General features: G+C 45.0%; 18 protein-coding genes. 8 read left to right on the top strand and 10 right to left on the bottom strand.

Going from position 1 to position 20119, the window contains the following annotated elements:
* Window positions 1–180 precede the first annotated feature (180 nt).
* Complete coding sequence (locus tag L1076_RS03825) at window positions 181–1362, top strand: MFS transporter (protein WP_042601201.1); 1182 nt, start codon at window positions 181–183, stop codon at window positions 1360–1362.
* Window positions 1363–1466: 104 nt separating this feature from the next.
* Here L1076_RS03825 and L1076_RS03820 read toward each other — a convergent pair whose 3' ends face one another.
* The 5 genes from L1076_RS03820 to L1076_RS03800 form a co-directional block, all read right to left on the bottom strand.
* Window positions 1467–2306, bottom strand: a complete 840-nt coding sequence (locus tag L1076_RS03820) for an energy-coupling factor transporter transmembrane component T (RefSeq protein ID WP_038868466.1) — start codon at window positions 2304–2306, stop codon at window positions 1467–1469.
* Window positions 2303–4084 carry a DUF3744 domain-containing protein gene (locus tag L1076_RS03815; RefSeq protein ID WP_237303174.1) on the bottom strand — a complete coding sequence of 594 codons (1782 nt, stop codon included), beginning with the start codon at window positions 4082–4084 and terminating at the stop codon, window positions 2303–2305. Before L1076_RS03815 ends, L1076_RS03820 begins: the two co-directional genes overlap by 4 nt.
* 6 nt (window positions 4085–4090) lie before the next feature.
* Window positions 4091–4639, bottom strand: a complete 549-nt coding sequence (locus L1076_RS03810) for an ECF-type riboflavin transporter substrate-binding protein (RefSeq protein WP_237303173.1) — start codon at window positions 4637–4639, stop codon at window positions 4091–4093.
* A 312-nt stretch (window positions 4640–4951) separates the two neighbouring features.
* A complete protein-coding gene (locus tag L1076_RS03805; RefSeq protein WP_038868468.1) occupies window positions 4952–6082 on the bottom strand; it encodes an HlyD family secretion protein in 1131 nt (376 codons plus the stop codon).
* The gene (locus tag L1076_RS03800) at window positions 6082–6468 is read right to left on the bottom strand and encodes a DUF3302 domain-containing protein (RefSeq protein WP_038868469.1); all 387 of its coding nucleotides are present in this window, start codon (window positions 6466–6468) and stop codon (window positions 6082–6084) included. Before L1076_RS03800 ends, L1076_RS03805 begins: the two co-directional genes overlap by 1 nt.
* A 146-nt stretch (window positions 6469–6614) precedes the next feature.
* On the opposite strand from L1076_RS03800, the gene L1076_RS03795 reads away from it, so the two are divergent.
* Window positions 6615–7505 carry a DMT family transporter gene (locus L1076_RS03795; protein ID WP_038876329.1) on the top strand — a complete coding sequence of 297 codons (891 nt, stop codon included), beginning with the start codon at window positions 6615–6617 and terminating at the stop codon, window positions 7503–7505.
* 63 nt (window positions 7506–7568) lie between these two features.
* Here L1076_RS03795 and L1076_RS03790 read toward each other — a convergent pair whose 3' ends face one another.
* The 4 genes from L1076_RS03790 to deoD form a co-directional block, all read right to left on the bottom strand.
* Window positions 7569–9152 (bottom strand): GGDEF domain-containing protein, encoded by a 1584-nt coding sequence (locus tag L1076_RS03790; RefSeq protein WP_039976813.1) that lies wholly within the window; start codon window positions 9150–9152, stop codon window positions 7569–7571.
* A complete protein-coding gene (locus L1076_RS03785; RefSeq protein ID WP_038868473.1) occupies window positions 9136–10620 on the bottom strand; it encodes a hypothetical protein in 1485 nt (494 codons plus the stop codon). The genes L1076_RS03790 and L1076_RS03785 overlap by 17 nt, the downstream gene beginning before the upstream one ends.
* A gap of 172 nt (window positions 10621–10792) precedes the next feature.
* Window positions 10793–12262, bottom strand: coding sequence for a lactate dehydrogenase (locus tag L1076_RS03780; protein ID WP_038876325.1), 1470 nt, complete (start codon window positions 12260–12262; stop codon window positions 10793–10795).
* Between the two features lie 68 nt (window positions 12263–12330).
* Complete coding sequence (gene deoD, locus L1076_RS03775) at window positions 12331–13041, bottom strand: purine-nucleoside phosphorylase (protein ID WP_005441106.1); 711 nt, start codon at window positions 13039–13041, stop codon at window positions 12331–12333.
* 395 nt (window positions 13042–13436) lie between these two features.
* On the opposite strand from deoD, the gene L1076_RS03770 reads away from it, so the two are divergent.
* The 4 genes from L1076_RS03770 to L1076_RS03755 are packed head-to-tail and all read left to right on the top strand — an operon-like array spanning window position 13437 to window position 17551.
* Window positions 13437–14387 carry a DUF523 and DUF1722 domain-containing protein gene (locus tag L1076_RS03770; RefSeq protein WP_237303172.1) on the top strand — a complete coding sequence of 317 codons (951 nt, stop codon included), beginning with the start codon at window positions 13437–13439 and terminating at the stop codon, window positions 14385–14387.
* The gene (locus tag L1076_RS03765) at window positions 14377–15180 is read left to right on the top strand and encodes a MerR family transcriptional regulator (protein ID WP_038868477.1); all 804 of its coding nucleotides are present in this window, start codon (window positions 14377–14379) and stop codon (window positions 15178–15180) included. The genes L1076_RS03770 and L1076_RS03765 overlap by 11 nt, the downstream gene beginning before the upstream one ends.
* 22 nt (window positions 15181–15202) lie before the next feature.
* The gene (gene phrB, locus L1076_RS03760) at window positions 15203–16618 is read left to right on the top strand and encodes a deoxyribodipyrimidine photo-lyase (RefSeq protein ID WP_237303171.1); all 1416 of its coding nucleotides are present in this window, start codon (window positions 15203–15205) and stop codon (window positions 16616–16618) included.
* A gap of 6 nt (window positions 16619–16624) precedes the next feature.
* Window positions 16625–17551, top strand: a complete 927-nt coding sequence (locus L1076_RS03755) for a L,D-transpeptidase family protein (RefSeq protein ID WP_005441098.1) — start codon at window positions 16625–16627, stop codon at window positions 17549–17551.
* A 26-nt stretch (window positions 17552–17577) separates the two neighbouring features.
* On the opposite strand, the gene L1076_RS03750 is transcribed toward L1076_RS03755, so the two are convergent.
* On the bottom strand, window positions 17578–17826 hold the full coding sequence (locus L1076_RS03750) for an Lpp/OprI family alanine-zipper lipoprotein (RefSeq protein WP_005441096.1): 249 nt from the start codon (window positions 17824–17826) through the stop codon (window positions 17578–17580).
* Between the two features lie 422 nt (window positions 17827–18248).
* Here L1076_RS03750 and L1076_RS03745 point away from each other — a divergent pair, with 422 nt between their 5' ends.
* Window positions 18249–19592: a DEAD/DEAH box helicase gene (locus L1076_RS03745; protein ID WP_237303170.1), complete on the top strand. Its 1344-nt coding sequence runs from the start codon at window positions 18249–18251 to the stop codon at window positions 19590–19592.
* A 184-nt stretch (window positions 19593–19776) separates the two neighbouring features.
* Entirely contained in the window at window positions 19777–19950 is a 174-nt protein-coding gene (locus L1076_RS03740) for a hypothetical protein (RefSeq protein WP_237303169.1), read from the top strand.
* Window positions 19951–20119 lie beyond the last annotated feature (169 nt).

Raw genomic sequence — 20119 nt, 5'->3', positions numbered from 1 at the left:
GATGTAAAGAAATGTTTAAAAGTAGCAAGATTGCAATCTTAGTAGTGAGTATTTTTAATGGAATTTGTCGCTAAGTTTAGGATAATGTTAAGAAAGTGGCTGGGTAAATAATTTATAAGGATATTGCGATTTTGTTACATTTGGCGGTATGATGGCGGCTTCATATTCTAAGGACTCATCATGAATACGCCACATAAAAGCTGGAGAACGCCACAGAACTTTCTTCTGCTGATTTCCATTATTGTTCCTATTGCCTTCTCCACTTGGATGGCGCTACTGAACAACTTCGTTATCGAAAAAGCCAACTTTGATGGAGCAGATATCGGCTTACTGCAAAGTGTGCGTGAGATTCCCGGTTTTCTTGCTTTCACTGTTGTCTTTGTTTTGTTGTTTATCCGCGAGCAACGTTTTATGTTGGTCTCGCTCGCCATGCTGACACTGGGCACGGCAATCACAGGTTACTTCCCATCTTTGTTTGGACTTCTTTTTACAACCTTGTTGATGTCGACTGGTTTTCATTACTTTGAAACGTTAAAGCAATCCCTTTCTTTGCAATGGCTAACCAAAGAAGAAGCACCAGAAATGTTAGGCAAATTTATATCGGTTGGTGCACTAGCGTCTTTGATTACTTATGGTGCGATTTGGATTCTGCTTGAGCAGCTCAAATTAGAATTCAAAACGGTTTACTTGCTGGCGGGCGGTATCGGTTTTGTATTGATTCTGGTGATGGCGTTTGCGTTCCCTGAATTCAAAACGGAAGTTCCACAAAACAAAAAGTTGGTGTTGCGTAAGCGTTACTGGCTTTATTATGCATTGACCTTTATGAGTGGTGCTCGCCGTCAAATCTTCACGGTCTTCGCTGGTTTCTTGATGGTGGAGAAGTTTGGCTATTCGGCTGCGGACATCACACTGCTTTTCTTAATCAACTACTTGTTCAACTTCCTGTTTGCTAAACGTATTGGTCGCTTTATCGGAGCCGTTGGCGAGCGCAAAGCATTGATGTTTGAATATGTGGGACTGATTTTTGTCTTCGTCGGTTACGGTTTAGTGCAAACTGCGGAGTGGGCGGCAGCATTGTACGTGATTGACCATTTGTTCTTTGCACTGGCACTTGCAATCAAAACTTACTTCCAGAAGATAGCCGATCCGGCGGACATGGCATCAACCGCTGGTGTAGCGTTTACCATCAACCACATTGCAGCGGTCGTGATTCCGGTAACCTTTGGTGTGATTTGGTTGGTTTCGCCTTCAAGCGTGTTTTACATTGGCGCAGCTATGGCCGCAGTGAGCTTGTTACTGTCCTTGAATATCCCAGCTAAGCCGGAAGAGGGTAACGAAACTCGTGTGTTGAGATGGAACTAAGTTAGTACTTACTACTCAATAAATTACCGAGAAATTGGGTTATAAAAATGGGATGCAGAGGCATCCCATTTTTGTATTCGGTTTTCAACGTGAGACTGGTTCGTTTAGAACGGATACCAAAACAGTTGAGTGTCTATAACGCGTTTGCTAATCGCAGCGGTGACAATCACGACGATGCCTGCCATACACACCATATCGGCTTTGGTCAGCGGCTTTAGGCTGTACCAAGTACGAGACGAATGACGACCAAAACCACGCAATGTCATCGCGTTAGAGATTTGGTCAGCGCGATCTAGGCTAGAGAAAATCAGCGGACCTAAGATCTTAGAAACGTTCTTCATACGGGTAAACAACGGCGCTTTCTTACTCAGTTCAACACCACGAGCTTGTTGAGCGTGCATGATGTTCACGAAGTCTTTCTTCACTTCTGGCAAGTAACGCAAGGTCAAACTGACGGCATAAGCGATTTTGTAAGGCACACCCATGCGGTTCAAACTTGCTGCAAACTCAGTAGGATGCGTGGTAAATACAAACACCAAGGCAATTGGGAACATACTGAAGTACTTCAGTGTCACGGTGACCAGATAGAACAAGGTCTCTTGGGTGAGTGAGTAATTACCCGGTAACGACAACAATACTGTTGTTGATCCCATGTATTCACTGCCTTGTTGCGGCGCTAATGCAAACATAAACAGCGCATTAATCAACAAAACACTGCCTGTACCGATCAGTAAAGGCTTGTACACATGGAAAGGTACCTTGGTCATTTTTAGCAAACCAAGACCTACAACGATCAGTAGAGTAATGATGCGCAAATCAAAGGTTGTAAGTACCACCGTTACCCATGCAATGAACATCAAAAACTTGGTGATGCCATTGAGTTTGTGCAGTGGCGATTGGGTATCGATGTAGTTGATACCAAACTTCATCTTGTTGTCTTTCATGCCACTACTGTCTCAATGTTTTTAGCATCATTATTTTGTGAATCTTGAGCTTTTGAAGCTTGGATATCGGCGTTGTTTTCACGTTCTCGACGCGCTTTTTCAACGTCAATAAAGTGCTGCATAAAGTCGTTCGTGTTCTCAATGCCTAACTCAGTAGCCAGTTCATACAAGCTAGTTGTCGCCAAGTTCGCTTGGTCTAACAGTGCTGGGGAACTAAACACTTCGATCATTGGTGCGTCGGCAATCAACTTGCTATCAGCAATCACGATGGAACGAGTGGTGTATTCCAAGACCAAGTGCATGTCGTGCGAGATGATCATCACCGTAATGCCAAGTTCACGATTAAGCTTCTCGATAAAGCTCAGCATTGATGTGTAGTTACGGTAATCTTGTCCAGCAGTAGGCTCGTCCAGAATCAAAAGCTCAGGCTCTAGGGCAAGAATCGATGCAATTGTCACACGCTTCTTCTGACCGTAGCTTAATGCCTCAATTGGCCAATGGCGGTACTTGCTCAAACCACACAGCTCAAGGACTTCCAATACCTTCGCTTCGACTTGTTTCTCTTCAACGCCACGGTTACGCAGGCCAAAAGCCACTTCGTCGAAAATCATGTGATGCGAAATCATATGATTTGGGTTTTGCATTACCACGCCAACCTTTTGACTGCGCTCAAAAATGCTTAGTTCATTGAGGTCCTGACCATTCAAGATCATCGAGCCGTTATCTGGTTCAATCACGCCCATCACAAGCTTAGTGATGGTGGATTTCCCAGAGCCGTTTTTACCCAATACCGATAAAAACTCACCGCGTTTGACATCAAAACTGACCCCTTCAAGCGCGTTCTTTTCGCCATCGTATGAGTAAGTAAGATCACGAACTTCTAGAAGCGTATCGGTTGGGGTTGCAACCTCTGCTACTTGTGAGGCTTCAAACCATGCGCTGACGGTGGATTGGTATTGCGCCAATGGCAATATGCTTAAGCTCAATGGCTTTGCATCGCCTTCAATCGCGCAGCCTGCTTCTTTCAAAGCAGAAAGATAAAGAGGCTCACGGATACCGTATTCTTCAAGAAGCGGGGACGCTAAGATCTCATCTGGTGTGGTATCTGCGATGATTTCACCACTTTCCATCAGAATAATGCGGTCAACAGAGCGATGCAGCACATCCTCAAGACGGTGCTCGATAATGATGATGGTTTTGCCCGTTTCGCGGTGCAGATCATCGATAATCTCGATGGTCTTCTTACCCGTCTTTGGATCAAGGGCAGCAAGTGGTTCGTCAAACAACAAGATGTCGACGTCATCGACTAAAATACCCGCCAAAGAAACGCGTTGTTTCTGACCGCCTGATAAATCGTGAGGGGAGCGATCTAACATCTGTTCCAAATCGACCATTTTGGCCGTCGCTTTGACCAATGGGTACATGTCGATGTTAGACATCAATTGGTTTTCCAACGCGAATGCGATGTCTTCACCAATGCTCAAACCAACAAATTGGCTGTCCGTATCTTGCAGTACGGTACCAACTTTTTCGGTGAATTGGTGCATGTCAAAAGGGGCAGTGTCTTGACCATTGATGGTCAGCTGGCCACTGGTTTCCCCTTTAATCGCATGTGGGATCAGTCCGTTAAGACATTGGCCAAGGGTAGATTTACCACTACCACTTGGACCGATAATGACGATTTTCTCTCCTTTCTCTATCCTTAGATTGATATTTTTTAGCGTCGGTTTGTCCAGCGACTCATATCTAAAAGAGAAGTTAGAAAATTCGATTGTCATTCGACATTAAGCCTCTGTTAAGTTGCGGCTTTGCTTGTTACGTTTTGCGACAGACTTAAGAATGAAGAAGCCAACAATAGCAATAAGAATGGTGTTACCCAGTGCGATGATCGACAGCTGTGTAAATACCTTAGTGAACGGTTCTGCATACAAGATGGTGTCTAGGAAGGCTGAGCAGCCGTAACCAAATACGTTACCCAATAGAGCAAGCACCACGAACAACGCGAAATCTTTCATATTGAAGTCCCCTGTCTCTAAGCGATTACGTGTTAGAGAAGGGAAAAGACCGATGATCAAACCAACAATACCTGAACCAAGTACCCAAGTTAGCCATACGCCCCAGCCTGCAAATAGGTCAGTAACCCAGTGGCCAATGAAGCCAACCAAGAAGCCTACAAGAGGGCCGAATAACACTGAGAACAATGCCAATACCGCCATTGCTGGTTTCAGCGTCGTGTTTGCAAACACAGGAATGCCAAACATTGGCAAACCGCCGACGCCGTATAGCGCAGCACCGATTGCAATAACCACTACGGTTTTAGCAGAAAGATTCATAGATAACCTCAGTTCAATTGTCGATTTTAAAGAACGTTCACTTGCTTTGTTTTTATAGCGCTGATTGTGTAACAAAGTTTGGAAACAACCAAGCTGCTTATTGTTTGCTCTATCTTTCTTCAAGAAATGTGTGATTGGATTCACGCATCCTTTTGACTGGCTTAGTTTTACAGCAAGCATCAAAAATAAGGCGCGCATTATACAGAATATTGATAAAAGTGGGAATGCTATCTGTCTGGATGGCTAGAATGCAACCAGGGGCTAACTGTCAGCCCCTGATTACACTTTTTAGTACGATTTTTGTTCGTTAAATTAATGATCTAGGTATAGGTAGTTTTGCCAGCTCTTCATTCGGATAAGTACTTTACGCATGATAGAAACGTGGGTGAAACTGTCCGAGTAAACTGCGACTTCTACGGCTGTACCTAGTGGTAGATGATATTCAGTTAGATCGTCAGTGATTTGAAGCGTTACAAATACACGTCCGCTTGTACGGAGGGCCTCTGTACCAAGTAGCGCACCACGAGCTTGGAATTGGCTTTCACCGATTGCCGGCAGTACTTCAATCACTTTGCCTTTGAACACACTACCAGGTAGTGCACGGAACATGAATTCCGCTTCAAATCCGGGTTCTAAACGTTGCAAAGAGTTTTGGCGGAAAGCGGCTGTGTACAGTTTTTGCTCGGTATGCACAAAAGTCATCACCGGTGCTAGCGGTAAAGGCACCGCCATCACTCCCGGGCGCAAAGCAAGCTGCGTTACATAGCCTTCGGTTGGGGCTCTAACAACGGTCTGATCAAGATTGAATTCAGCCTGGCGAAGTTCTGCTAGCAATGAGGCAACTTGCGTATTCTCTCCACCAACTTCCGAGTCAAGTGCGATTTGTGCTTGTTCTCGTTTAGATTGCGACACCTCTAGTGCTGCTTGGGCGGCTTTAAACGCTTGTCGACGAGTATCCAGTTGTTGCTCAGTGAACGCGCCACGATCAAAACCACGTTGATAACGGTCGAATTCGCGTTGCGCTTTATCACGCTCTGCAAGGGCTTTGATGACCGCAGCTTCTGCTTCTTGAACGCCCGACTCTAACCCCAATGCACCTTGGCTTGCTTCTTTCACTTTCGCGCGTAGCTTATCGACTTCTGCTTGGAACGGAATCGGGTCGATACGGAAAAGAACATCGCCTTTTTGCAACGGTTGGTTTGCTTGAACAGGTACTTCAATCACTCGACCACGGACACCTGATACCACCGGTGTGGTTGAGAATACTTGGTTACCAATCTGTGTGAATGGGTGGTTGTAGTTCATCAGTAAGATAAGTGTACCGACCAACACTACGCCACCGAGTACAGCCGTTGGTACTGTCCACTTATTCAATGGGATATTGAAGATTTTAAAAATCGCGATACATAGCGCTGCGTAAGTCAGAACCAGTAGTAAATCCATTATTGTTCCTCCTTACCTTGTTCTTTTTGAACTGAAACGCTTGATACAGGTTGTTTACCTTTCAGCGTTGAGACTTCTTTTTTCAATTCGTTGACTTCATCAATTAGCTCTTCAAGTCGATGATGTATATCATGTGTTTCTTGTTCGAGCTGCTTAAAGCCCCAGCCACGTTCTTTACGCCACAAGGTTGCCCAAATCCACAGAAACGGCCAAAGTGCATGTAATGTGAAAAGGCTAACCCAGCCTGCATAATGAATCGCATCTTGGTGAGGATGCTCGCGCTCTTTCGCTATTTCATAAGGAATATCGTGAATCACAATGATTCCGTAGAAGATAACCAAAGCAACGAAAATGAGTAACCCAAGTGCAAAATAGTCTAGAAACATCTTACTTCCCTGTGCTTGTTGCCAAATAGAAAAACTTACGTAAATTAACTGTTTAAGTATTTGATAGAACAATAAGTGAATCAAGTTATTTATAATTTGATTCACTGTTATTGAGAGATACGGCATGCAATACGAAGGAGTAAGCAGTGCAATATTCTGGTGAGATCGCGGCCATTGGCGCTGCGATAGTATGGGCTTTGGCCACTTGGATATATAGCCAATTTAGCCACCGCTTTTCGGCGATGCAGCTGAACATTGTGAAAGGCATCATTGCATCAATGATGATGCTGGTGGTGATGCCATTACTGCCGCAAGGTTTACCTACCCAGATCGAGCCTCTGCATCTGGCGGTGTTGGCGGTGTCTGGGGTGATTGGTATTGCGATTGGTGATTCTGCCTATTTCGCCGCGCTCAAGCGCATTGGGCCAAACAAAACCTTACTGTTGGAATCTCTAGCTCCGCCGTTGTCTGGTGTGCTTGCGTTGGTTTTTTTAGGTTCGGAGTTAACCTTGCAGAGTTGGCTGGGTGTGGTGGTTACCACCGCAGCGGTGACTTTTGTTGTGTTCCAGCCTTCTTCTTCCGGTGAGGCGACAAATTGGAGTGGCATTGGTTTTGGTTTATTGGCCAGTGTCTGCCAAGCTTCAGGTGTGGTGATTTCTCACTATGCCCTCGTCGCGGGTGATTTGCCGCCGCTCTTAGGCGCATTGATTCGATTGAGCATTGGTGTGCTTGCCGTGTGTCTTGTGATTAAGGTTGTCGAACCTGAACCATTTAAAGGGATTAAACGGCACATCACAACAATGGGGAATAAAGCCATGGGTTGGCTATTGCTGGCGATTTTCGTTGGGACTTTCCTAGCGTTATGGTTACAGCAAGTTGCATTGAAATACGCCAATCCAGCGATTGCACAAACTCTCATTGCAACCAGTCCGTTGTTTATCTTGGTGATCTATGCTGTGCGCGGGGAAAAGGTGGGTGTGAAAAGTGTCATGGGAACCTTGATGGCGTTGGGCGGTATTTCGCTTTTCTTCCTGTAATATTGTTGATTGAATCCAAAGAAAACGCCCCAGTTGATGCTGGGGCGTTTTTTATTGATTGCTTTAAAGCTCCGTACACACTTGGTTCCGGCCGTTGGCCTTGGCTCGGTACAGGGCTTTGTCAGCGCGATAGAAGGTACGTTGTGTGTTCTCACCTTCACGATGAAGTGTGATACCGATGGAAACGGTCAAGCCACGCTCACCTAATATTTCATGCCAACCAAACTGATAGATACGTTCGCGATAGTTTTCTGCGTGCATCTCTGCACGGGCAAGTTCTGTATTTTCCAGAATCACCAAAAATTCTTCACCGCCAAAGCGAACGCAAGATGACCCTCGGAATTTAAAATAGCTAGACAGCTCTTTTGAAACGTTCTGAATTGCTTTATCACCGACTAAATGACTCAGTTCATCGTTAATTGATTTGAAATGGTCAATATCAATCACCATCAATGCAAATGACGTGTCATGCAACAACAAGTCTTTCAGCTTCACTTCTAACCAACGGCGGTTGTGCAGCGAAGTGAGTGGGTCGGTAAATACATCCTGCTGTAGTTGCGCTACGGTATTTTTGTGCTGTTTAGTGGTTTCTTTCAGCTCTTTGTTTTCAATCTCAGAAAGAATCAATTTAAGCTGCAACTCAAAGCGAGTGAGGCGACGTAATTGGGCTGCACCTAGCTCACCGATTGGGATATGTTTGATGAGGTCGGATTCAACACGGAATGCTTTTTTCTCGTAGTTGAGTGCTTCTTTAAATTGGCCTTGAGAAGAGCACACTTGACTCATTGCATTGTAAAAGCGATTGGCGATCAGTGGAGAGGAATACTCATTAATGCGCTTGCCTGTCGAGGATAAAAGCAGGTTTGCCAGAGATTGGTGTCCGATTTCGTTTAAGCAGTAAGCCGTTTCGATTTTCACCATGGTCGACAGCCATTGAGTGTGCTGCTTACCTGTCGAGTATTGAATATGTGAAATCGCAATCAGGGCTTGGTTGCACTCGTTTTGTAGACGCAATAACTTAGCACGGTATAAATGAATTTGGCTGGTGAGGTTTTTGTCACTCACCAAAATACTCAACTCTTCACATTCGCTAAGTAAGTCAGTTGCTGAACCAATGCGCTGTATACTGATATAGCAAGCTAACATGTAAAGCTTGTAACGCAACCTAAGCGAACGACTGCCAATAGCATGGTCTATAGCATCAATCTTTTGGTAGTAGCGTAGCGCCTTGTTATGGTCACCATAAGCGTCACACAAGTTGCCCATGCCAATAATGGCAAGTACGTATTCGTCGATATAACCGTATTCCACCGCAATGTTGGTGGAAGCTATGTATTCCGTTAACGCTGCGTTGTAATCGCCCTTTTCAACCAGACGATCGCTCAGGCTCGCTTTGACGGATAGAATGTCTTCGACATCCTCAGGCAATTTGAGTAAGTCTAAAGCTTGTCTAAGCTCTTCAATGCTGGTACTCAGCTGTTTGATTTTGCTGCGATATTCTGCGCTGATGATGTGGCAATGGGCTTTTTCACGATTTGTTGACGCGATATGAAAGCGGATATGTTCCCAAAGGATCAGCGCTTCTTCGCCAGTAACAGAAGAAGGGTCCATGCCTGCATCGGTCACTTTACTAAGCAGTTGTTCCATTCTTCATTACCTCAATGTGGCTTTCTTCCAATTGCTCCAATGTGAACGGGAAGGTCAGGATATCTTGCAGATAGAGGGTCGGTTTAGCTCCGGCTAAGCCACGTCGTTTCCAAGGGTAGATGTCTAACATGGCACAAACCGTGCGGTACAAGTCTTCTGCCGCTTGATCTTTCTCTGCGATCAACATAGCTAAGCGATCGCTGCTCAAACGAGAGATCAAGTCACTGGATGTCGTTAATGAGTGAACGAGCTCAGTACACACATCAAGGAAAGCTGGCTCAGTATGGCGGATCATAATGATCGCGTGGTTTGATTGCTTAAGCTCTGTTTTGAATAGAACCAGTTGCTCCCACCAATAGGTTTCGGATACAACGTTGGAGAACTGTTTTTCTGGATCGTATTCATGCTGGGCACGAATACGGTTAATGAGCTTTCTCGCGCGTTGCTCTAACTGACGTTTAGATCCTCGCGCTTTATCCATACTTACTCGATGCGTCTGCTCCTTGAGCATTTTAAGCGCATGTTTGCGATATTTTTGGAAGGCTTGGAAAGCGCCTTCATAATCGCCTTGTTCTTCTGCGACGCGCGATTGCTGAAAGCAGATTTGGCTGAGCAGTTCACCATTATCAAAGCTCAGGGCGGACTGCTCTGCAGATTGCAGTAAGGAGGCGGCGTTTTCGGTATTCTTGCGCAGCAATTCGAGTCGGGCTCGGCTGATGAAGGAGTGCGCTTTCATCCAAGTTAGGTCTTGTTCAATCGCGAGTTGATGCGCTTTCTGAGTCGCCTCTTCTGCTGCATCGAGACGTTCTAATCCCAGTAATGCCAATCCCTTAAAATCCCAAATTTCAGCTTGCCATGTGTTGTCGTCATGATCACGAAGTACCTCGGTAGCGCCATCTAGCACCGTCAGCATTTCAACGAAGTTATTCAGCAGATAATAATCCCATGCGAGTAGGATTCGAGCTTTGCCTTCTAACCATGCAATACGGACGTTGTTTGCCACTTTGACGGCTAATTCGTGTGTGGATGCGGCTAGTTTGTGTTCGTTGGTGATGCGCCAAACGTTACCAAGTCCGATAAGGGCCTCAATTTGGATTTCAATGTCATCAACCAATGCGGATTGTTCTAACGCATTTATCCAGTACTGTTGGGCGGAGTAGTATTTAGCTTGTCCCCAGTATTGCAAGGCGAAGAGGTGAAGGATTTCAGGTAAATGATCGTCGGTGTCGAGTTGAATTTGAAGGCTGTAGGCGTCTTTGACGAGTTTGAGCCCGTGTCGGTAGTCCATGCTACACCAACAGGCATGCGCCATGATGATCAATGCTCGAATTTCGCCATCAACAAATAGGATTTGCTCCGCACGAATTCTGCATTGTTCGGCTATTCGAAATGCGCGTTCCGGATCAGATTTTATCTGGCCATCGAGGGCGTTTAGCTCTGCTTCTAGCTGAATTTGGCTTTTATCCAACGTTCACATCCATGACTATCGAACTGGAATTTACACCTAAATATTATGTGGTTAGATGCGACTATCATTTCAGGTGTAGGAAGAATGCTACACCAATAAGGTATTGGGTACCGTAATATATACCGTGGTCAGCATCTATTTACCACATTTAAATGAGTAAAGTGTTAAATAGTCACGACAGCAGTTGTTTGATCGTCAGAGGTGCGTCCGTTACTTTCAGCCTCTGAGCGGCGGTAAGCCCTTGCTTATCTTGATAGCACAAATTATGCCAAGCTCTGAATATATCTAAAAGAGGTAATATGCCAGCAGGTCGTAATTTGCGACGTGGCTCGTTGATGAAGCTCTCAAACAGAAGCTGAAAACGATTTTGATAGAATTGAATGTGGCGTGTTGTCGCAACATTGAACCATGACTCAGGTTCGTTATTGTCGCCAGCTAAGTAACAAATGCCTTTGTTTGCTTCGTATTGACGTGAAATCGCCCAACGATCTCGCCACCAACTCATGTAAGCAATGTCTACTTTGCCAAATGGCGCAGTCATATCCCAGTTTGCATCTTCTTCAACGTACATCAAGTCAACGTTTTTCTCTTGAATACGAGATAAACAAACGCTCAACGCGGCAGAGCGGAGCAGGGGATCTTGAGGCATGTAAATAGAAACCCGTTTCTCTGGGCAGCACATATCCAATACATGTAGGTAGTGAGCGTAAGAGGTGTAAGGCGGGCGAATCAAAGCACCTTTTGAAGGGTAATGGAAAACAGAAAGGTTGCCCAGTGGGTCCTCTACGTTACCACGCGCCAAAATGGTTTGGTACTTCTGGTCGATACGCTCGCGAAGTTTCTTCGAAGGTTCGCCGGGTGCTTCACTTGCTTCTGCGGTGTATTCCTGTGATACAAAACGTGACACTTCATCGTAAGGGTTATGATCCAGTGCTGCGACCGGCTCATCATTAGAAGAATAGTTCACATGCTGACATAGAATATAGCCAGAGTGTGCTTCACCAGAAGCGATCCAGTATACGCCGTTGTTGCTATGTGGTTGCAGGGAAACATAGTTCGACGCCAACTCATAGTGCTCGGCATGGTTTACCCAGCGAGCATCGATCGTCGCCAGTTTGCGGCGGCAGCGGCTAGCAATATGATCAACATGATCGTAAAAGGTTTTTGGATTAATGCTGAGTTTACGGCAGATCTCGCGAACGGAATAACCGGTAAACAACAAGCCCATCAAGTTCTCTTGGAACTGAAGCTTTTTATTGGCACCAGACCATTTATCGACAAAGGTACTTTGACACACTTTGCAGCGGTAACGTTGGCGATCGCCACTGTAACCGAAAGCGTGATAGAGGTGTTTATGAGTATGGACAGAAAGCCCAAAGTTATCGCAGTCATCGTTGCGACAAGCAGGTAATCCGTCACTGTGGACGTGACGCAGACGATGAAGCTCGTTCACTACATCGCGATTATTAAGTAAGGGGGGGAAAGCTCCACACTCACGGCATACCATCGCCGGACGTTTAGGGTTAGCATGTTGCAAAACGTATCGCTTTGCATCACTCAATCCAAAGTTGTCACACGCCAATGTTTTACAAAAGTTGAGTTGTAACCCATCTGCGTCCCTTGGCAGTTCGCCGTTAGACACAATCGCCCCCTCGGGATAATTCTTGCAGCCGGTCAGGCCCCGGCTGCTATTTACTACTTAGGTGTTTCTTAGATGTTGATTGCTGTTTCTAGAGCAACTTTCATCATGTCGTTGAACGACTTTTGACGCTCTTCAGAGCTTAGTTTTTCGCCACGGATGATGTGGTCAGAAACTGTTAGGATAGTTAGAGCTTTCGCGCCTAGGTCAGCAGCAACGCCGTAGATACCAGCCGCTTCCATGTCTACACCTAGGATGCCTAGTTTTTCCATCTTCTCGAACAGGTCTGCCTCTGGTGTGTAGAACAGGTCTGCAGAGAATACGTTACCAACTTTAACTGGTACTTCTTGAGCACGCGCTTGGTTAACCGCTTCTTCTAGAAGACCGTAGTCAGCGATTGCAGCGAAGTCGTGGTTGTTGAAACGGATACGGTTAACTTTTGAGTCTGTAGATGCACCCATACCGATAACAACGTCCATTAGTTTCACGTCGTCACGTACTGCACCACAGCTACCTACACGGATAACGTTTTTCACGCCGTATTCAGCGATGAGTTCGTGTACGTAGATACAGCAAGATGGGATACCCATACCGTGGCCCATTACAGAAACTTTCTTACCTTTGTAAGTGCCAGTGAAGCCGAACATGTTGCGAACATCACAAACTTGTTTCACATCTTCTAGAAATGTTTCTGCAATGTATTTAGCGCGCAACGGGTCGCCTGGCATTAGAACTGTTTCAGCGAAATCACCTGGTTGTGCGTTGATATGTGGGGTTGCCATAAGTGCTCTCCAAAGTTTGGTTCTGGTAAAATGACTCTATTATAGAATGCTATTACCAATTCTGTTGAACTTGTTCGTTATCGTTGAGGCAATAATATCGGGACGTGCAAAGGTGGCTTGAGAGTTAAGTCACAAAACGGTCTGTTCTAGTGTTTAAATATTCTGTTGATAACTAAATATGTTGAAAGCAAAAAGGCAATCGATTTGCTTTTGAGCGATTTGTTGATTGTGTGCACAAAAAACCGTTTCGAAGCACAATATTTTCTGAGATCTCACTGATCGAATTCCTAGATAGCTCAGTAAAACGAATAAATTGTACAATTTATTTTCTTGTACAATTCAAATTCACTTGCTATAAGTTATACAACAAAACATTTTGTATAGGATGTGCCATCATGGAATCTTCAATCAAAGTCGGTATTAGCTCTTGTGTATTAGGTGAACGTGTACGTTTCGACTCAGGACATAAAATAAGTAACTTCGTAACAAAAGAACTCGACGGGTACTTTAGTTTCGTGCCGGTTTGTCCAGAAGTTGGCGTCGGTATGTCTGTGCCTCGTCCTACTATCCGCTTAGTCAGTAACGAAGAGCGAATTGCATTGGTTGAGACGAAAAATCCAGACAATGACCACACCGACAACATGCTCACTTATTCAGAAAATAAAGTGAATGAATTGCAAAGTGAGCAGTTGTGTGGGTACATCGTCTGCGCGAAGTCGCCAACCTGTGGTATGGAGCGAGTCAAGGTTTACAGTAAAAACAACGCTGCAAAAGAGGGGATTGGCTTGTACACCCGTACCTTGATGGAAAAAATGCCGTGGTTACCGGTAGAAGAAGACGGCCGCCTTAACGATCCAGTATTAAAAGAAAACTTCATTACGCGCATTTACTGTTTGAACGACTTCTATGAATCCATGGGTGGAGAACCAACACGCGGTAAAATCATCGCTTTTCACTCTCGTTACAAACTGACGTTGATGGCGCACCACCCAGAATCCTACCGCTCTCTGGGTAGGTTGGTGGCAGATGTCGCGAGCTATGAGATTGACGACTTCTTTAACGAGTATCGTTTGGGCTTAATGAAAGCGCTGCAAAACCGAGCGAGTCGCAAGAACAACACCAATGTTCTGATGCACCTACAAGGTTACTTCAAGCGTTCATTAACTGGTAAAGAAAGAGAAGAACTCGCGACAGTCATCAGTAATTACCGCACAGGATTGTTACCATTACTTGCCCCGTTAACGCTTATTAAGCATTATCTCAACACATACCCAGATGAGTATTTGCAACAGCAAAAATATCTAGAACCATACCCGCAGGAGATGAGATTACGTTATGGATTGTAGCCAAGAAGAAAAACTCTACGCCATTCGAGATGTATCTGAGTTAACGGGTGTTAAGCCCGTTACACTCAGAGCTTGGCAAAGACGCTACAACTTGATCCAACCTCAACGAACCGAAAAAGGTCATCGTTTATACCGCCAACAAGATCTAGATACGATTAAAGAGATACAAGGTTGGTTGTCGAAAGGGGTTGCCATTGGCAAAGTAAAAGGTCTGCTTGGACAAGAAGAAAAAGCTGATATTGCTGTTAGTGTGCAGCCTTTAGAAGAAGTGGAATCTTTGCTCAAAGCTCTTGCCGAACTAAACCGTGGTAAAACGGAGAAGCTTCTAACCAACGTTTTGAAAGAGTATCCATTAACTATTGTCATCGATCAGCTGATCACGCCGGTGGTGGAAGCTCTTGAACTCGTGAAGGTCTCACTACGCTCACTTCAGTCGGGCCTCTTTCAAACTTGCTTAATTACACGCCTTGCCATGGTTGTTGAGTCTGAAAACAAAGCCTCTTCGAAAGGCAAATGTCTGCTTATTAGTTTCGAGCAAGCTCGAGAATTTGAAAGCTGGGTACAAGCGGCAAGATTATGCGAGCAAGGCTTCCATATTAGTTTGATAGACAAAGTCGAAGATGTTTCGGGTCTTATCGATCATGATGTAGTGGCTCTATACCAAAAGCTTCATTTCTTCTCAAACAAGGCCCTGCCAATTAAGCAAGTAGAAGCGTTATCCACGCTGAAAACGCAATGCCCTGAGCAAGTTCAGTTCTCTGAAGTTATTGAGAAGTTGCATTTTGCTAACTAGCTTACCCTCGTAAGGAGACGACATGATTCTGGTTTGGTTTCGACGAGACCTTAGAACGTTAGATCACACTGCATTGAAGGCCGCCCTTGATACTGGGCACCCTGTGGTCGCTTGCTATGTTGCAACGCCAGAGCAATGGAAAAAGCACCATATGGCACCAATGCAGGCAGACCTTATTGCGAGACGTTTAATGCATCTCGAAGAAGAGCTTTCTGATCTTAATATCCCGCTTCTGTATAAAGAGGTGCCTGAATTTACCGACGTGACTGAGGTCATCAAGAGCTGGGCATTATCGTTGAGCGTGAAAAGTGTCATGGCGAATATTCATTATGAGGTCAACGAGCAAGCTTTAGATAGAGACGTAGCGAGAGTTCTGGCTGAAAGCGAAGTTACGTTTGAAGCTTTCCACGACAAATGTGTTCATGCACCAACCACGGTGTTAAACAAGCAGGGGCAGTATTTCAAAGTCTTCACACCATTTAAACGTGCTTGGTTGTTGAAATTCCAACTGCCAATGGTGTTCAAGCCACAACCGCAAGCCGAGCTGCCTAAAGACGTGCTCCAAGAGGTTGAAGCCTATCGCTATCATGCTGATGTGCCTTTTTCTTATCCGCGCGAGTCCAGTGAACGTTGGCATGCCTCAACCACAGACATTGTCCAGCAACTGAGAGAGTTCGCCCGTGAGCGCAGCGATGCGTATCAAGCAGAAAGAGATCTACCTGCTGTCGATGGCACGAGTCAGTTATCTCCGTATCTCGCAATTGGCGCGCTGTCTCCAAGACAATGTATCGCAAGGCTTTATGCAGAAAACCCGCTTCCTGATCTCACTGAAGGGAAAGCTACTTGGTTGAGTGAAATTATCTGGCGAGAGTTTTACCAACATTTATTGGTGTTTGAACCAAAGCTTGTTAGAGGAAAGGGCTTTATTCCGTGGGAAGAGAAGATTCAATGGTCTTATGATGAGCAAGCTTTCGAACGATGGAAAACAGGCACAACAGGGTATCCTATTGTTGACGCCGCTATGCGCCAACTGAATACGACGGGTTGGATGCACAATCGTCTACGCATGGTTGTGGCGAGCTTCTTAACCAAAGACCTGCATATCGACTGGCGTTGGGGAGAGGCATACTTCATGAGTAAGCTGGTGGATGGCGATTTCGCTGCCAACAATGGTGGATGGCAATGGTCGGCGTCCACGGGCTGTGATGGGCAACCTTATTTCCGAATCTTCAACCCTATCAGTCAGGGTGAAAAGTTTGACTCTGACGGCACCTTTGTTCGCCATTGGGTACCGGAAATTAAAGAGGTGCCGAATAAGTTTATTCATAACCCTTGGCTATGGAGTGGTTTTAATTTACTGGATTATCACAAGCCGATGGTTGATCACAAGGTGGAAAGAGAGATAACCTTACGGCTCTTCAAAAACGCCAAGGAATAGAGAGAGATGCCTAGCAAGAAGCGTCCGATGAGTATCGCTAAACGAACCCTGTTGTCTGTATCGCTATCTTTAGTGAGTGGTTTGTCATTCGCAAAGATGTACGAATTGCCGGAGGACGGGGCGCGCGTCATAGGCCGCATGGAAAACCATGTGGTTGAACAAGGCGAAACCATGGCAAACATTGCTAAGCAGTACGATGTTGGCATGCTGGCGTTAATGGCGGCCAACAAAGGCGTGGACCCTTTTCTACCAAAAGAAGGCCACGTTCTGACTATTCCGACTCAGCTTATTCTTCCAGACGTTCCCCACAAAGGCATCGTTATTAACTTAGCGGAGCTGCGTCTTTACTACTTTCCAGCTAAAGAAAATGTGGTTCATGTATTCCCGGTAGGTATTGGCCGTATTGGTCGAGACACGCCAGAGATGACAACGAGTATCAGCCAGAAGCGTCCAAACCCAACCTGGACACCACCTTCATCTATCCGTGCGGAATACAAGGCGAAGGGCATTGACCTACCTGCAGTTGTGCCAGCTGGGCCTGATAACCCACTCGGTATGTTTGCGCTGCGCTTGGCGTATGGTCATGGTGAGTACTTGATCCACGGTACTAACAAGGACTTTGGTATTGGTATGCGTGTAAGTGCGGGTTGTATTCGTATGGACCCTAACGACATCGAGTGGCTATTCGACAAAGTACGTCGTGGCGAAAAAGTGAAGATCATCAATCAGCCGGTTAAAGTAACGCTAGAACCAGACCGCAGTGTATTTGTTGAGGCGCATGAACCATTGACTCGCAGTAACGGCGAGAAAGATCACTTACAAATTCCACAAGAGTTGAATTGGTGGTTGGATGAATATGGGATGACGAATGCGAAAGCTAAAGCAACGATTGCTGCTCAGAATGGTGTTCCAGTAGAAATAACCGCGCCTTAACAAGCGTTAAAGCGCGGAATCACATCTTACTTAGTGTAAGACTGAGCGATGTTGTCGATACGCTCGTTAGCACGTGCAGCTTCTTCTTGAGCTGCCATAGCCGCGTCGTTAGACTTTTGAACGTCAGATTGTAGAGACTGAACGTCTTGGCTTAGTTGGCTAACTTGGTTGCTTAGTTCGTCTAGTTTAGTAGCTGTTGCTGCTTCGTCAGAAGAAGCACAACCTGCTAGTAGAAGTACTGAAGTTGCTGCAGCTGCGATCAACGTTTTGTTCATTTTAGAACTCCTTGCCTATAGTTAAATTCCTACGCTATACGTTTTGTGTCATATAGTCATAGTGGTAAATGTGAATACATTCTATCAGTACATGATGTAGCAAAAGTCAAAAAAATCCAAGGATTTCATAGAGTACCTGATACGGACGCTAACCTTTAGTTTACATAAGTGAGCGTTTACTCACCTTTAACGCCAGTATCGGGTAGTACAGCAGCTCTTTTACCACGTCCCTGATATCAATAATTTAGACGAAATTTACACAAATGAAAGTTTCTTAGATGAATCTTTATTTTTTCTAATGGAATTAGTTTGTGTGATCTCTATCTATACTCCTATGATTTGCGGTATTATATCGAGCTTTTATTTTTTGCTGCGTTAGAGCGGAAACGACACTGAAAAAGCGCTCAAACGATGACTATTTATTGGAGAATACTTTGCAATTTAAAGATCTAGGCCTAGACAACCGATTGTTGAAGAACCTAAAACACTACGATTTCAAAAAAGCGACTGATATTCAGCAGCAGGCGATTCCTGTTGCGATTGCAGGCAAGGATCTATTGGCATCTTCGAAAACGGGCTCTGGCAAGACTTTGGCGTTTGTATTACCAATGCTTCACAAGTCATTAAAGACGAAGTCGTTTTCTGCGAAAGACCCACGTGCGGTCATTCTTGCGCCAACGCGTGAGTTAGCGAAACAGGTATATGGCGAGCTACGCTCAATGTTAGTTGGCTTGTCTTACGATGCTACTTTGATCTTAGGTGGTGAGAACTTTAACGACCAAGTAAAAGCATTGCGTCGTTACCCTAAGTTTATCGTTGCTACACCAGGACGTTTGGCTGACCATCTAGAACACCGTTCATTGTACCTAGATGGATTGGAAACGCTGATTCTTGATGAAGCAGACCGTATGCTCGATCTTGGCTTTGCACCAGAGCTTCGCCGCATCCACAACGCAGCTAAACACCGCCGTCGTCAGACGTTGATGTTCTCTGCAACATTGGACCACGCAGAAGTGAACGGTATTGCATCAGAGATGTTGAATGCACCAAAACGCATTGCTGTAGGTGTTTCAAACGAAGAGCACAAAGACATTACTCAGAAATTCTATTTGTGTGATCACCTTGACCACAAAGAAGCGATTCTTGAGCGTGTGTTAGAAGAAGCTGAATATCGTCAAGTGATCATCTTTACAGCGACTCGTGACGATACTGAACGTTTGACTACTAAGCTTAACGAGAAAAAGCTAAAAGCAGTCGCATTGAGTGGTAATTTGAACCAGACTCAACGTAATACCATCATGAGTCAGTTTGAACGCGCAGTCTTTAAGATCCTCGTTACGACAGACGTAGCGTCACGTGGTCTTGATATCTCAACAGTTACGCACGTTATCAACTTTGATATGCCGAAACACACAGAAGAATACGTGCACCGTGTTGGTCGTACAGGCCGTGCTGGTAATAAAGGTGATGCGATTTCACTGGTTGGCCCTAAAGACTGGGAAAGCTTCAAGCGTGTTGAGCTCTACCTACAACAAGATTTACAATTCTCGGTATTTGATGACCTAAAGGGCAAATTTAAAGGTTTGAAGCCGCGTAAACCTGATTTCCGTGGTAATAAAGCAGCACCGAAGAAGGCTCGCCCTCAAGCGAAGAAAGTGGCGAAGAAACCCGCTCAGCGTGATAAAGGTTTCTATCAAAACGTGGCAGTGGGTGACAATGTGTTTATCCCTAAGAAAAAGCCAGCGGAACCAAAAGCTGAAGATTAATCTTCAACTCAGCGTTAGAGGTTAACTGAATTCAAATCCGAGCTTACGAGCTCGGATTTTTTATATCTGGAATTTGTCTTCTCACGGGCTATTGTTTAGCTGCTCTAAACAAGGGTTAAATAGTCTTTGATTTTTCTGAACGCCAATTTTGCTTAACATAGGTTTCCAGAAGAGGAGACAGAATATGTATCAAGAAAAACAGTGGTTAGAAGACATCGATCTGAGCCTTACAGAACAACAGTGCAAATCGTTAGGTTGGGGAAAGAAAGACGTTTGGGTTGAGATGTTGGCGTTTCTCTGCGTAGCGTTGGTGAGTTGTACCTTAGTACACAATCGCAGAGGCTCACATGATTACTGAAAAGTCTCAAATGGGTGAATTGATTAAATCGGTAGTTTTTTCCTCCCTTTATTTTGTTGGATTTCTTGCTTTACTTTGGGTTGTAACTAGTCATCTTTTCTAGTTTTTCTACCTCTTTTGAGCTACTGACTAAAGTAAAAAAGTTACCCTCGTCACCTTCTTTAGGTGA

The sequence above is a fragment of the Vibrio sp. MMG023 genome, assembly GCF_021654215.1.
In the GTDB taxonomy this organism is placed as follows: domain Bacteria; phylum Pseudomonadota; class Gammaproteobacteria; order Enterobacterales; family Vibrionaceae; genus Vibrio; species Vibrio jasicida.
The sequence above is the reverse complement of the archived record's forward strand: the minus strand, read 5'-3'. Positions and strand labels throughout refer to the sequence as shown.

What these genes read in the sequence shown, in the direction of transcription:
- L1076_RS03805 (WP_038868468.1), bottom strand. Translation starts at nt 6,082, where the DNA reads ATGGATTTACTACTGGTTCTGACTTACGCAGCGCTATGTATCGCGATT.
- L1076_RS03740 (WP_237303169.1), top strand. Translation starts at nt 19,777, where the DNA reads ATGTATCAAGAAAAACAGTGGTTAGAAGACATCGATCTGAGCCTTACA.
- L1076_RS03815 (WP_237303174.1), bottom strand. Translation starts at nt 4,084, where the DNA reads ATGACAATCGAATTTTCTAACTTCTCTTTTAGATATGAGTCGCTGGAC.
- L1076_RS03750 (WP_005441096.1), bottom strand. Translation starts at nt 17,826, where the DNA reads ATGAACAAAACGTTGATCGCAGCTGCAGCAACTTCAGTACTTCTACTA.
- L1076_RS03755 (WP_005441098.1), top strand. Translation starts at nt 16,625, where the DNA reads ATGCCTAGCAAGAAGCGTCCGATGAGTATCGCTAAACGAACCCTGTTG.
- phrB (WP_237303171.1), top strand. Translation starts at nt 15,203, where the DNA reads ATGATTCTGGTTTGGTTTCGACGAGACCTTAGAACGTTAGATCACACT.
- L1076_RS03800 (WP_038868469.1), bottom strand. Translation starts at nt 6,468, where the DNA reads ATGTTTCTAGACTATTTTGCACTTGGGTTACTCATTTTCGTTGCTTTG.
- L1076_RS03770 (WP_237303172.1), top strand. Translation starts at nt 13,437, where the DNA reads ATGGAATCTTCAATCAAAGTCGGTATTAGCTCTTGTGTATTAGGTGAA.
- L1076_RS03810 (WP_237303173.1), bottom strand. Translation starts at nt 4,639, where the DNA reads ATGAATCTTTCTGCTAAAACCGTAGTGGTTATTGCAATCGGTGCTGCG.
- deoD (WP_005441106.1), bottom strand. Translation starts at nt 13,041, where the DNA reads ATGGCAACCCCACATATCAACGCACAACCAGGTGATTTCGCTGAAACA.
- L1076_RS03765 (WP_038868477.1), top strand. Translation starts at nt 14,377, where the DNA reads ATGGATTGTAGCCAAGAAGAAAAACTCTACGCCATTCGAGATGTATCT.
- L1076_RS03820 (WP_038868466.1), bottom strand. Translation starts at nt 2,306, where the DNA reads ATGAAAGACAACAAGATGAAGTTTGGTATCAACTACATCGATACCCAA.
- L1076_RS03790 (WP_039976813.1), bottom strand. Translation starts at nt 9,152, where the DNA reads ATGGAACAACTGCTTAGTAAAGTGACCGATGCAGGCATGGACCCTTCT.
- L1076_RS03825 (WP_042601201.1), top strand. Translation starts at nt 181, where the DNA reads ATGAATACGCCACATAAAAGCTGGAGAACGCCACAGAACTTTCTTCTG.